11 protein-coding genes are annotated in these 14,306 nt (G+C 40.6%); 6 read left to right on the top strand and 5 right to left on the bottom strand.

Features of this window, described 5'->3' with window-relative positions; all coding sequences use genetic code 11:
• Positions 1-62: 62 nt before the first annotated feature.
• Positions 63-281, top strand: a complete 219-nt coding sequence (locus tag BGC07_RS00170) for a hypothetical protein (protein WP_069311486.1) — start codon at positions 63-65, stop codon at positions 279-281.
• Positions 282-573: 292 nt separating this feature from the next.
• Here BGC07_RS00170 and BGC07_RS22855 read toward each other — a convergent pair whose 3' ends face one another.
• The 4 genes from BGC07_RS22855 to BGC07_RS00155 are packed head-to-tail and all read right to left on the bottom strand — an operon-like array spanning position 574 to position 5,075.
• Positions 574-810 (bottom strand): hypothetical protein, encoded by a 237-nt coding sequence (locus BGC07_RS22855; protein WP_268801576.1) that lies wholly within the window; start codon positions 808-810, stop codon positions 574-576.
• Positions 764-1,540: a tRNA (adenosine(37)-N6)-dimethylallyltransferase MiaA gene (gene miaA, locus BGC07_RS00165; RefSeq protein WP_268801575.1), complete on the bottom strand. Its 777-nt coding sequence runs from the start codon at positions 1,538-1,540 to the stop codon at positions 764-766. The genes BGC07_RS22855 and miaA overlap by 47 nt, the downstream gene beginning before the upstream one ends.
• 6 nt (positions 1,541-1,546) lie before the next feature.
• Positions 1,547-3,484 (bottom strand): DNA mismatch repair endonuclease MutL, encoded by a 1,938-nt coding sequence (mutL, locus tag BGC07_RS00160; RefSeq protein WP_069311485.1) that lies wholly within the window; start codon positions 3,482-3,484, stop codon positions 1,547-1,549.
• Positions 3,485-3,539: 55 nt separating this feature from the next.
• A complete protein-coding gene (locus BGC07_RS00155; protein ID WP_069311484.1) occupies positions 3,540-5,075 on the bottom strand; it encodes a sphingomyelin phosphodiesterase in 1,536 nt (511 codons plus the stop codon).
• Positions 5,076-5,401: 326 nt separating this feature from the next.
• On the opposite strand from BGC07_RS00155, the gene BGC07_RS00150 reads away from it, so the two are divergent.
• Complete coding sequence (locus BGC07_RS00150; protein WP_201258157.1) at positions 5,402-6,739, top strand: alanine/glycine:cation symporter family protein; 1,338 nt, start codon at positions 5,402-5,404, stop codon at positions 6,737-6,739.
• A 200-nt stretch (positions 6,740-6,939) separates the two neighbouring features.
• A complete protein-coding gene (locus BGC07_RS00145; protein WP_235602795.1) occupies positions 6,940-7,500 on the top strand; it encodes a hypothetical protein in 561 nt (186 codons plus the stop codon).
• Positions 7,501-7,673: 173 nt separating this feature from the next.
• On the opposite strand, the gene hrpA is transcribed toward BGC07_RS00145, so the two are convergent.
• The gene (gene hrpA, locus BGC07_RS00140; RefSeq protein ID WP_069311483.1) at positions 7,674-11,528 is read right to left on the bottom strand and encodes an ATP-dependent RNA helicase HrpA; all 3,855 of its coding nucleotides are present in this window, start codon (positions 11,526-11,528) and stop codon (positions 7,674-7,676) included.
• 146 nt (positions 11,529-11,674) lie between these two features.
• Between hrpA and BGC07_RS00135 the strand changes: the two genes are divergently transcribed.
• From BGC07_RS00135 to BGC07_RS00125, 3 genes are all read left to right on the top strand, one after another.
• Complete coding sequence (locus BGC07_RS00135; protein ID WP_069311482.1) at positions 11,675-12,514, top strand: ParA family protein; 840 nt, start codon at positions 11,675-11,677, stop codon at positions 12,512-12,514.
• 649 nt (positions 12,515-13,163) lie between these two features.
• Positions 13,164-13,739, top strand: coding sequence for a hypothetical protein (locus BGC07_RS00130; RefSeq protein WP_069311481.1), 576 nt, complete (start codon positions 13,164-13,166; stop codon positions 13,737-13,739).
• Positions 13,729-14,202, top strand: coding sequence for a hypothetical protein (locus BGC07_RS00125; RefSeq protein ID WP_069311480.1), 474 nt, complete (start codon positions 13,729-13,731; stop codon positions 14,200-14,202). The genes BGC07_RS00130 and BGC07_RS00125 overlap by 11 nt, the downstream gene beginning before the upstream one ends.
• Positions 14,203-14,306: the final 104 nt, after the last annotated feature.

The raw sequence follows: 14,306 nt of genomic DNA, 5'->3' as shown, positions 1-14,306 counted from the left end.
ATGAATTACCTTTTATTTTTGATAGCGTGACATCAAAAAAATTATTAACTATCAAGTATGCTATGGAGGATATTCTCAAGGAAGCTGAACCATTCATAAATAACAGCATACTAGAATCTGACCAGAAAACGGCAGTTATATCTACACATATTTTTCAAGCTAAACCAGACAATGAAGGTACAGTTAAAAAGAATAATGATATATTAGTTAAAATGGCTAATGGTGGTCTAGAAGAGATATTAAGACCATCTTTAGCATTCGACGATATAACTTCTAAATAACTCAAGGAGACAAATATGAGCAAAGAAATTGCTGACTATCTAGGAATTACAGAAGAAGAATATCTAGAACTTGATCCTGAATTAGAACCAAATACAGGTTCAACGGGTGAGATGGTTTACATACTCTAAGAAACTGGAAAACAGCTTTGAATCGATTTATAATTGAGTTCGAAAGCTGTTTAATCGAGTATATTTAGAAAGAGCGTTTACACCGAATTATTGATAGCCCACATGCAATACTCAGCAATCTTTTGTTCATTTTTAGTCCCTTTACTCACAGAGAAAATCCATTTTAATCTTTTCTAGTCCTTGGAGTGTCAGAGCTCTCCTCATCTAAACACCCATCCACATCCTGCCATATCGTTTCTGATAAACTATCAAACCACTGCAATTCTGGCCAACTACGCAACCATGTCATTTGGCGTTTTGCTAATTGGCGTGTTGCGATAACGCTGCGCTCGATCATTTCATCATAACTTAGCTCACCCGATAAATGCTGCCAGGCTTGTCGATAACCAACGGCACGCACTGCCGGTAAATCTTCTTTTAAATCTCCGCGCTGATACAATTTTTTGCACTTCGTCTAAGAAGCCTAATTCCATCATTTTTTCAAAACGTAATTTGATACGCTCATGTAAAACAGCGCGATCAGCTGGTGCTAAAGCCATCGCCGTAATGGGATATGGACAGGGCGTTTGATCATTTTCTTGACATAACTCAGTAAGGCTTTTACCGGTGATTTGATACACTTCCAACGCTCTTAATAAACGCTGTGGGTCATTTGGGTGAATGCGCTTAGCCGAAACCGGATCAATAGTTTCAAGCTCTTGATGTAATATTTCTAGGCCTGCTTGGTCTGCACGCTGTTGCAATTGCGCCCGTATATTTTCATCCGCTGCCGGTAACTCGGCCAGGCCATCACGTAGAGCTTTAAAATAGAGCATGGTACCACCGACAAGTAACGGTGTTTTACCTGCACCAATAATTTCTTCGATATGCTTTAAAGCATCTAAACGAAAGTCGGCCGCAGAATAAGGGACGCTCGGGTCCAAAAAGCTGATCATGCGATGTGGTGCACGATTTAACTCCTCGGCGCTCGGCTTAGCCGTGCCGATATCCATATCCCGATAAATCATCGCTGAATCCACACTGATGATTTCATATGGTCCTGTTTCAACTAAATGCATCGCTAAATCTGTTTTACCTGAAGCCGTTGGCCCCATTAAAAATACGACTCGATTTAAATCTGCTGCTACCATGATCAACTACCTCCCTCTTAAAAACAGTTTATCGAGGGCGGTCATGTCAAGTGCTGTCCAGGTTGGGCGACCATGATTACATTGATTGGCATGATCAGTTTTTTCCATATCTCGTAATAGCGCATTCATTTCTGGAAGACTCAGCTGGCGATTCGCCCGCACCGCACCGTGGCAGGCCATCGTCGCTAGAATGTCATTTAAGTGATTTTCTATTGCAAAGCTATCACCAAAACGACTGACATCACTGATTACATCTTTAACAAGTTGCTCTGCATGCTCTTGCTTCAATAAGGCTGGGATTGTACGAATCAGTGCCGTTTCAAAACCAGTGACACTGACAGCTAAGCCTAATTTTTGAAATAATTCTTCGCATGTTGTTAAGCGTTCAATCTCTAACGGGGATAATTTTAATGATAATGGTATAAGTAACGCTTGCGTTGCCAGCTTATCCTCCTGCCAGGCTTGCTTTAGCTTTTCATAAACAACACGCTCATGAGCCGCATGCATATCGACTAAAATCAAACCCGAATCATTCTCTGCGAGAATATAAACTCCCTTTAATTGCGCTAAAGCAAACCCTAACGGCGGTGTTTTCTCTTGACCTTTTTTGTTTTCACAAGTTTTAGAGGGAGCATGAGTCATGTTTGCATTCTGCTTTTTAGCAAGTTTAAGCTCAGGTTGTTCATCTATTTTTTCATCATTTACCTCTAAAAGCTGGGCATAAAGCTGTAAAGGCCCTTTTTGCTCTTTCACTGCTTGCGCTTTGAGCGCTAAAGGTTGTGCGGCCGCAACGCGAATCGATGGTTTTTTACCCGTATTTGAAGCCGCTTTTAGCGAATAAGCTTGATTTTTTGTAATAGCGACAGGCTCTGAAGGTGAAGCGCTTATCGCTGTTATTTGTTCCTGCTGCTCTACTTGTCCTTGGGTTTCATAAGCCGGTTGGGTCTTTTTTAAGGCTTCTTGCAAAACTTTACGAATAAAGCCAAACACCTGTCGGCCGGATGAAAAGCGCACCTCTTGCTTAGTCGGGTGCACATTCACATCCACTTCAACCGGATCTAAGCCTAAAAAGAGGACAAACGCCGGATAACGGCCAGAATATAAGACATCTTGATAGGCTTGCCGAACCGCTTGATTTAACGCACGATCACGGATCATCCGGTCATTGACATAAAAGTATTGTAAGTCCGCCTGGCTTCTTGAAAACGTCGGTTTCGCAATCCACCCCCGCAAACACAAGCCATTAATTTCTTCATTAATGTATAAACTTTGCTCAACAAACATCTGACCACAAAGCTTTGCTACCCGTGCGCGCTGCTCTGTCAAAGAAACCGCTGCTTTTAGATCGAAAATAACCTTACCATTATGACTAAGCTTAAAGGCAACTGGAAAATGGCTTAAAGCGATTTTGCGTACAGTTTCATCAATATGTAAAAACTCAGTGCGTTCAGCACGTAAAAACTTGCGTCGCGCCGGCACATTAAAAAATAAATCACGAACGTGAATACTGGTTCCTAGTCCGTGTGCGATCGGCTTAAGCAACAAATCAGGGTCATTTTCACCCTCCATTTCGATAGACCAGCCCATCTCCTCATCATTTGTGCGTGATTGTAGACAAAAACGCGAGACCGCGCTGATACTGGCTAAAGCCTCACCACGGAACCCTAAGGTTTCCACCGCTTCTAGATCCTCTATGGTCGAAATTTTACTCGTTGCATGACGATCCAAGGCCAGCTTTAAGTCGTCCTTAGCAATGCCATGACCATCATCACGTAAACTAATTCGCTGCACACCCCCCTTATCAATGTCGATCTCAATGCGTGTCGCCCCAGCATCCAAACTGTTCTCAACCAGCTCTTTGATCACAGCCGCAGGGCGCTCAACCACTTCTCCAGCAGCAATTTGATTGGTTAAATGACGGGGCAGAGTCTGAATACGTTTCACGCTGTTTATCACCTTAGTTCACTCGGCCCCTGAGTATAGCAAATTTTAAGGTAAATTAACGTGTCTTATCATAAAACAACTCACGCGGAAAATGGAGCTGACTCTCAAACAAAAAATGATCCGATAAATCCAATTCTGCATAAGGCGCTGAAGGTACAAGTGAGCCGCCATCATACATATCTGTGTTATTCACTCCACGTATCACACGAATACGCGTTTGCTGTGGCTGATCCTTGGCTAAATAACTTTGATTGACCAGAACATAATCATCCATCTCACCATAAGTCCCGGTGTTCATCAGATTCTTAGTGTAATCACCCCCATAGGGTAATACATTAATGTTCGACCAAGGCTGATAACTTGGATCAACTGCTAGAATTGTTTGCTTAAGCTCGATGCAATCACCTTTAATATGGCATTTTTGGTAATCGACATTGAGATCCCCAGCAATGACTACCGGCTGACTTTTCGGGATATGCCGATCAGCAATAAACTGTTCAAGTTGTTTAAACTGTTTATCTCGAGCAATCGTATCTTTAGCTTCTGTTGATTGCCCTTCTGTCGCCTGTAGGTGTGTGCCAATAATGTTATAGAGCATATGACCCTTTTGAATCCGCACATATAGCACGCCTTTAGCGGCATTACAATCAACATCGCTACAGTCCTTATATATTTCTTTAGCACGTTGACCGGTGACTATCGGCCAATGACTAAAAATCATCTGTCCACCCCCTAACAATTTACTATCAAATGTCGGGCCATAGTAATAGGGATAATCTTGCTTCATTGCATTAATAAAGGCCTCACGGTGCGCTTTGCTCATTAACTCTTCAACAACGACGACATCATAATCTTTAATTTTCTCAGGAATCAATTGCGCTCGCACTGCCGCTTGATTCATTCGCATCGCCACACCGGCATAAAATGGCCAAAGTTGCACATTATAGCTAGCAACGGCTAAAGATTGATCATCGCTATCATTGCGAGAATAACGCGGTTCAGTCGCACTTTGGTCCAGCACATAATCAATTTCATTGGTCGATTGGTCACTGCCGCCATAGTGAATCGCAGCACCATAAACCTTATAGGGTTTGTTATTCCATAAGAGTTTAGGTTCGATCGACTCCAGTTGAACATTATTCGGGGCAGGCTTGCTGGCAAAAATAGTAATCGGTTGAGAAGCCAAAGAAGAAGGAGACTGAGCTTGGTAGTTTGCACTCATAATACTTGAACCAATGAGGTCACCTTTTACACGAGTTGTCAGGCGAAAATGCTGTGTTTTCCCATCTTTATTATCATTTGAAATATCCGCGTTTAAGCAATAAATTTTTCCATTTTTAATGCCTTGGTCATAATTAATCGTCAATAACTTTCCACGCTGATATGCTTGTAATTTTCCCGAATAAGCATGATAGCGACGGCTCTCTAAACTTGCACAACCCTCAGCTTGAGTATCAATAAACGAGTGATAGCTCACCGGCCGATCCGTATTATTAATAAAATAAAAGTTATATTCTGCATATGCAACCGAGGCAATAGAAAGTGAACACACCCCCAGTAACATCGCCCGATAAGATTTAGACAACTTCATTAAGCAACTCTCCTTGTATATTTAAAATCCTGGCAAATGCAGCTAGTTTAAAGGAGCTTGCACAATATGCATAGCCTTTTAATGCGTGAAAATTTATCCAATCAACAATAACTCTTTATTATCATTATTAAAAATCAATAAATACCGCACTGCGGCTTGATCATTGCAATCATTTTGTTTGTACTAGCAGAAGTGGCTGTAATCACTTCAATCATTCAAGGATGCGTTTATGGAGCACATTTATCATTTCCTCAGTCAGGCAGTGAACTTCATCAATAGTATAATTTGGGGCTATTTACTGATCTACCTCCTTATTTTTCGCGGGTATTTATTTCACACTGAAATTAAAGTTTATTCAGTTACGTCACTTCACCCATATCTTTGCAGTGGTAAAACACAGCCGACAAACCACTGACCAGGGCATTTCCTCCTTTCAAGCCTTATGCACCAGCCTTGCTGCGCGCGTCGGTACCGGCAATATCGCAGGCGTGGCGATCGCAATTTACCTCGGAGGACCAGGCTCTATCTTTTGGATGTGGTTAATCGCTCTGATTGGCATGGCAACGAGTTTTGTTGAAGCCAGCTTAGCCCAACTTTTTAAAGTCAAAGCCGATGATGGCACTTATCGCGGTGGCCCCGCCTACTACATAGAGCAAGGCTTGGGTAAACGTTGGCTGGGGGTTTGCTTCTCCATCAGCTTGATTATTGCTTTTGGCTTAATTTTCAATGCAGTACAATCCAATACGATTATTAACGCAATGCATCATGCATTTAATGTTGATCAAAGCCTGATGAGCTGGATCCTTGTTGTCATCACCGCCATTATTATCTTCGGTGGAATTCGCCTTATTTCACGCTTTGCCGAAATGGTCGTCCCCTTTATGGCACTGGCTTATATTTTAGTGGCCTTTTATGTCATCATCACTCACATCACCCTCTTACCTGATGTGATTACTTTAATTTTCCGTGATGCTTTCACTGTTCACTCTGCCGCTGCCGGTGGACTGGGTTACACCATCGCACAGGCGATGATGAACGGTATTAAACGAGGACTATTCTCTAATGAAGCCGGGCTTGGCAGTGCTGCGAATGCCGCTGCAACAGCATCACCGACCCCCAGGCACCCAGCGGCTCAGGGCTATATACAAATGCTGGGAGTATTTATCGACACTATGGTGATTTGTACTGCGACAGCCAGCATCATCCTACTTTCTGGCTCTCTGAGTCCAGGAAGTGGCTTAACGGGTGTAGCTCTTACCCAGCATGCACTCTCTAGCCAGGTCGGTAGTTGGGGCAATCAGTTCATTGCTATCGCCATCTTATTCTTTTCATTTACCACCATCGTCGCAAACTATTCATATGCTGAAAATAATCTAGGCTTTTTAAGCAGACGTAAAGCCTTGCTATTTGTATTCAGGCTCATTGTATTATTAATGGTACTTTTTGGCGCTTTTGCCGAACTCCCTCTGATCTGGAGCATGGCTGATGTCGCTATGGGAGTGATGGCCTTTATCAACCTCATTGCCATATTATTGCTCTCTAAGCTCGCCTTTATGCTTGCCAAAGACTACAACGATCAACTCGCCTTAGGCAATCAGCCTGAGTTTCATAAGAGCAGCCTCGGCAAACTCGGTAATAAAATTAAAAGCGATATTTGGGGTTAGCATTTTTACCAAACCATTAAGGGCATCAAGAATGAGTTAACGCCTTGATGCCCCATACGTTAGCCTCTTAATTTTTCTTGTTATAGACTAAGATATAAGCTATAGTGGCCTTCACTCTGTTAAAAAGCAGAAAACTGTAGCTAAAAATCTTTAAATCTTAAGACGATGTAATTCATTAATATTTATGTGATGTATATATAATGAGAAATAATCATAACACTATATATTGTATTACCAACCTACAAGGTGTTATTACATTTGCGAGTCGGTCATTTCTTGAGCTTCACAATATAAATCAAGAAGAAACGATTGGCAGTCGGGTAAGCCAGTATATTACTTTTCCATTGGGTTGCACTCAAGCAATACAAGATATTATTGATATTGGCAATGGGAAAATCGCATCTTCACATCGTGAAGGGATCATTCTCAATCAAGATAGCTTTGCTGTCGGCACTCTCCATAAGTACCCACAGATGAACGACGGCAAAATTATTGGCATTGTTCACGAAACAGATTGCAGCCTAGAGCAACTTATAAATAATAAATGCCTAGAGGTAATAGAAAAAGCATCTTATAAGGGTGAAGTACTCAATAAAATTGATATTAAATTATTAATGATTCTCACCCAATTTAACAACCTGAAAGCAGATGATATAGCGAGTATTTTCAATGTAAAAACCAGCTCTGTCTATGTTTATAAAAACAGTTTAATCAGTAAAATTAGATCCGCAAATCACAGTGAAGACTTTTTGTTACCTTGAGGTAATAAAACATATTTTACTACATGGCCTGTACAAAGACCATGATAAGTATATTTGTCTCCCTCACCATGAACTATCACTCTTTTCCGGCATGTCTTTAGAGCAACTAAAAAATATAATTTCAAGCTTCTCTTTCCCCAAGCAGTAATAACAAAAAACTAAGGGGCTGACACCTAACCTTTGACCTGCTTCCATTGGCTTGCTAAGCGCTTTTCTGAAACTGGGTATAACGTTTTTAACTCTTGTGCAAAAACAGACACCCGGTATTCTTCTATCATCCACTGAAACTCAATTAACGCCTCGATATTACCTTGCTGGTTTTTCACCCACTGCTCGCCTTCTGCACGCTTTTCTGTCCAAGGAGCTAATAACCGGGTATGGCGAATATCCCGATTTACATCATTATTCATGCGCTCCATACGTTTTAAAATCGCCTTTAAATAAATTGGCATACGCTCTAAATATTTAAGAGGTGTTTTTTGAATAAACCCAACAAAAACCAGATGATTGAGTTGCTTTTTAATATCTTCGAAAGACTCAATTAAGGCAAAGCTTGAACTTTGCTTGAGTTGCTTTTGAATCGCATTACGCGTTTTTAATACCTCGGCCACAATTTTCGCAATACGCTCACCGGTTGTAATTAATTCACCGCGCTTTTTTTCCAATAATTGATTAAATTCAACTTCTCTAAAAATTAATTTTTTATTTTCAAAAAACGTCGCTTCAAATACAGCACCTACTAAATCACTGACCAGTGCGTCTTTTCCACCCAAACTGGCAAAATAAACTGCGAGATTGCTAATTTTTAATAACTCTTTCTTTAGGTATTTCGCCTGTTCAGGTAACGACTTAATAGCCAGTAAAACTTGACCTTCTAAGTGATAATAATGGGCTTGCTCTTCAGTCGGTGCTGTCCCTAAAATAACCTGATCACCTTCGGCAATTAAACATGGAAATAATTGCATCTGCATGGAAAACTTCTCAACTGTGATCGTTTTTTCTAAATCACCAAAATCCCAGCTTTCAACAGTTTTTATCTCAGCCTCACTCTCTGCACCTACAGACTGATTATTAATCATTTCAACATGATCAGCACACTCAGTTTGCAGCTTTTTTAAATCTCGCCCTTCCGCAATCACTTTATTTTCTTCATTAATCACCTGAAAGTTCATCTGATAAAAAGGCTCCAACTCAACACTCTCCCAAGTATCAACAGGCACCTCAACGCGCTTTAATGCCGTTAAGGCCAAAGCTAAAGCAACTGTTAACGGTCGGTGACGGTCTAATCGATGAACAACCTGGCGCGCCGTATCCGGTGCTGGAATAAACTGACGGCGCAATGACTTTGGCATTGCTTTAATCAATATCGTCACTTTTTCTTCTAAAAAACCAGGCACCAACCATTCGAACGCTGCATTCGACAAATGAGGCAATATAGCGAGTGGTATTGTTGCCGTCACACCATCACGCACCCCTCCTGGCTCAAAGTGATAGCCCAAGGCAAACTGAAACCCACCGACTTGTAACTGATTTGGAAATTGTGCAACAGGATCTTCCATTAAGTGATTTAATAACTCTTCACGCTGCATATATAAAGCCTGGACCTGATTTTGATCTGCTTTTTTAAGCCAATTTTTTAAAGTAATTGCACTGTGAATATGCTCTGCAATCACCCCATCATAAAAACGATAAAGGGCATCATCGTCGACGACAATATCGCGCCGGCGTTGCTTATGTTCTAGCTGACGTACTTCTTCAAGTAGTTTTATATTATGATGATAAAACTCTGCATTACTGCGCAACTCTTCACCAACTAAACCATTGCGAATAAAAATTTCACGAGAAAGTTTCCCATCGATTCGGCCATATTGCACCGGTCGTTTAGCCACCAGGGTAATGCCGTATAATACAACTTTTTCATAAGCCATCACCTGCTGACGCTTAACTGACCAATGTGGTTCAAAATACTCGCGTTTAACCAAATGCTCGGCGGCTTTTTCTACCCATAATGGATCTATACTGGCCACTTGTCTTGCATAGATACGCGCGGTTTCAACAATTTCCCAGGCCATGCACCATTTTGGCCCTTTTTTAAATAAAGACGATCCAGGGAAAATATGAAAACTGCGGTTACGCGTACTAATATACGAATGGTCTTCACTGCTTTTTATGCCCACTTGCGTGATAATACCCGCTAAAATCGCCTGATGCAGATGATCATAATCAGCAGGCTCTTCATTAAAGTGCAACTTTTGCTCGCGCGCTAATTGAGAGAGCTGCTGATAAACATCATTCCATTCTTCAACACGCAAATACGAATAAAAGTTTTCCCGACAATAACTACGAAAACGGCGCTTTGATAACTCTTCACGTGCTTTCGATAAACTTTCCCAAAGCTTTAAGAAACTAACAAAGTCAGAGCGCTTATCTCGTAAAGCTTTGTGAGCTTCATCAGCTTGCTGCTGCTTATCTTGCGGTCGCTCACGAGGGTCTTGAATACTTAAGACACTAGCAATAATTAAAATTTCACTTAATGCATTTTTCTCAGCACCAGCGAGGATCATTCGTCCAACACATGGATCAACGGGGAAACGAGCCAACATTCGCCCTAAAGAAGTTAAGCGCTGGTCCGCCCCCATCGCCCCTAACTCATTCAGCAATCTTAAGCCATCATTAATATAACGAGTATCTGGCGCATCTAAAAACGCAAAGGCTTGAATATCACCTAAGCCTAAATTCGCCATCTGTAAAATAACGGCGGATAAATTCGTTCGGACAACTTCGGGGTCAGTAAACTCAGGGCGGGACTGAAAATCCAATTCATCATATAAGCGTATGCAAATACCATTAGCAACACGGCCACAGCGCCCTTTACGCTGGTTGGCACTGGCTTGGGAAATTGCTTCAATCGGCAAACGCTGCACTTTTGTCCGATAGCTATAACGGCTAATCCGGACAAAACCGGCATCAATCACATAACGAATCCCAGGCACCGTCAGCGAGGTTTCTGCCACATTCGTCGATAACACAATGCGCCGGCCATGCACTGACGTTTTGAAAATCGCTTGCTGGGCCTTTAAGCTTAAGCGCGAAAATAACGGCATCACCTCAGCCCGAGGAAACTCTTTACTCAATACCTCCGCTAAATCTAGAATCTCTCGCTCACCGGATAGAAACACGAGAATGTCACCGGGGCCACTTTGCCAAAGCTCATTTACCGCTTCACAAATCGCATCACTGCTTTCTTTCTCAATTTCACCTTGCAATAACGGCCGATAACGCACTTCCACCGGATACGTCCGTCCTTCAACGCGTAAAACCGGTGCGTTATTAAAAAATCGCGAAAAACGTTCAGGGTCTATGGTCGCTGAGGTAATAATCACCTTAAGTTCAGGGCGTTTTGGCAATAGCTGCTTTAAATACCCCAACAAAAAATCAATATTTAAACTGCGTTCATGCGCCTCATCAATGATAATGGTATCATATTGCAATAACAAACGATCTTGCTGCATTTCAGAAAGCAACATACCATCGGTCAGTAATTTAATTAAGCTTGTTTCTTTGACTTTTTCATAAAAGCGTACTTTATATCCTACCGTTTCACCCAGCTCAGAACCGAGTTCTTGAGCAATTCGATCCGCCACAGAACGCGCGGCAATGCGTCGAGGTTGAGTATGGCCAATAAAACCACGCTGCCCACAGCCAGCCTCTAGGCACATTTTAGGCAATTGAGTGGTTTTACCCGATCCTGTATCGCCGGCAATAATCACCACTTGATTCTTCTTAATCAGCTCGATAATCTCATCTCGAGCGTTAGCGACCGGCAATTCTTCTGGATAATTTAACTCTGGGACACTCGCAGCTCGTGCTTCAACGCGTGCTTTTGCATGCAGCAATTTTTTTTCTAAGCGCTCATTCGCATACGCCGGATTATTCTTTTTTGACCAGGCTCGCCAGGCTTTGCGCAATTGCCACGCCTCTTTTACCGTACATTCTTTAATCAGCCGATCAAATACATTATGCTGCATGCCTTTCTCCACATTAGTGCAGCAGCATCATAGCATGGATCAAATTATGCAAAAAGTACTGAAAAAGTAGCGAGTTCCTCGACCTTAACACAATGTTTCGTTAGACTTACTGAATAAACTACAGCGATCTCAAGGAAAGTATCATCATGAAGCGTGTCGTCTTTAATCAAAAGGGTGGAGTTGGCAAATCCAGTATTACCTGTAACCTGGCAGCCATCAGTGCCTTATGCGGCTTAAAAACACTCGTCGTTGACCTCGATCCCCAGGCTAATTCTAGCTTTTACCTATTAGGACAAGCCTATAGTGAGTGCGAGCAAACCATCACCGATTTTTTTAGCAATATCCTCTCCTTTAACTATTCCAGCAGCCCTTTAGCCGAATGCATTCAGGCAACAAAAATAGAAAATTTAAATGTTGTTCCCTCCAATCTTGAGCTAGAAACACTACACAGCAAACTCGAATCACGTCATAAAATTTATAAACTGAAAGAAACGCTAGATCAGCTTGATTACGATGCCATTTACATCGACACCCCCCCAGCCTTTAATTTTTTCAGCCGTTCAGCACTGATTGCTGCATCTCATTGCCTAATTCCTTTTGATTGTGATGAATTTTCACGCCAAGGTCTATACACACTCACCCACAATATTCACGAAATCAGCAATGACCATAATCCAGATTTAGATATCGAAGGCATTGTTATCAATCAATACCAGCCTACCAGCAAACTCCCTCAGCAGGTCGTTCAAGAGTTACTCGATGATAATCTCAATGTTATAGAGCCATATTTATCCTCTTCCGTCAAAATGAAAGAATCACACAAAAAAGCACAACCTTTAATCCAGCTTAATCCAACACACAAACTAACCCAGGAATTTTTACAGGTTTTCCAAAGTATTCACCCAGACATTAATGTCAAAGACTTTATCCCACAATTTAAACCAGTCACTAAAAAAATCAGTCATTACCGCCACACAAAAAAATAAAGACAATTTAAATGTAAACGCAGCCTCATAACAATAAGATAGTTCATTAAAAACAAAGGCTGAATTTTTCATTCGGCCATTTTTCTTGAAATAAAAAATAACGTCATTGGTCTTAACCCGAAAAAGTGGACACCTGTTCACACAGCTTCAGCCATCATTTCTGCGATGTCACGAAAGCTCAAACTAAAACGGTGATAGAGCCAAACAACATAACTGATAATCTGGACAGGAAAACGATGATCTTTAGGTTAAAATGAAAGCATAGCAAGTCTTAAAACAAAGCTCTCATTATATCAGCAAATTAACGTGACGGTGCCAGCTCATTCACCCACGGACCGAAAGCCCGTGGTGCTCTGTCTGCGACCATATAGAAAAACAGAGTCTTTTATTGATTATCAACCTTGATTTACATGTTAGCATAATAAAAATCATTTATTTTATACAACTAATCCATATGGTGCATAGTGAAAAAATGAAAAAAAACAATTAGTTTTCATATGAGCGAAAAAAAAGTGCTTTTTTACAAAACTAATATTTTGCTACGAGTTACGTTAAATAACCTATTTTAAGATATTAAATAAAATTACATAAAACACAGCAAATTACCGCATAAGGTTAGAAGGTTAGAAGGTTAGAAGGTTAGAAGGTTATGCCAAGTATAGACGAATTATATCTAGTTGAAATCAAAGAATGTTTTAAACGCGCCAGAGAATTAGTAAGAGGCAGAAACTCTTTATTTAATGAAAATATTTCAATAAATAGAAGCAGGCCGTTTAGTGAAATAGATAACTATCTCGTTGATTCGAGTCAAATCGAAACTAAATTTTCAGAACTTAGAGCCAGTATAGGAAAATTAGATCTAAATTCAAATACATATGCAGATAATAGAGAGAAGCTTTATGAAGAATTCAATAATTTTGTTTCTAAAGAAACAGGAGGGCTTAAATTAGATATAGCTAGGTTGTTAAATTTTGACAAAAGTTTATCGCCTAAGTCCCTTAGTTTAAAAGAATTAATACTCTTTGAAGCTGCAAGTTTTGAAGCAGCAGGAAACTTACATACAAAATTAATTAAGAAAATTGCTTATAAATTGATCAAAGACCCTGAAAAATTTAAAATAGAGTCCAATTCGATTTTACATCAAATAAATAATAGCAGTAAAAGGGTAAATAAAAATATTGCGATGGGGGGGTGTAGAAAAAGCACAAAAAATTTTGGAAATTGAAGAAGTTACTCAAGAAGAACTACTCTTGAGAACCAAACAGGTTCTTCAAATCTTAACATCAGAATCAAAAAAATCATTGTTTAATCAATGTAAAACTCTAAAAGATCTGTGCTTTTTGGCCTCTATTCAACAAAAACGTGATTTATTATTTAATACAACAACAATGGCTGAAAACCTTGTATATTTTCTAAACATTCCTGCAAACGCTTTACTTAAACGAAAAATCTGTCCAAATGGCGAAGAGGTACGTATAAGAGATATACGGAACTATGCTCGATATGGAGAGAAAAGTGAAAGTCAACGTGGGTGGGTTTTCAGTGGGCTAAATGCACAAGACCTTGAGAATCAAAAATTCTTCTCTCATTCAAGCAATGCAAACCCAAAAGACCCTTTACTACTTTTTAAAAATCACTCAGACGGCTCAAATGGTAGCCATTCGAAGTCTATATCTTTAGAGCACTAACTTACATATAAATCGGCCCAGAGCGGTTAATGGCACAGCGGAATGATGCTATATCAGCATCAGCCAATACGTTTTCTCCCATGCGATAAAATACATAATCCCCC

The organism is Piscirickettsia litoralis (assembly GCF_001720395.1).
Lineage (GTDB): Bacteria > Pseudomonadota > Gammaproteobacteria > Piscirickettsiales > Piscirickettsiaceae > Piscirickettsia > Piscirickettsia litoralis.
The sequence above is the reverse complement of the archived record's forward strand: the minus strand, read 5'-3'. Positions and strand labels throughout refer to the sequence as shown.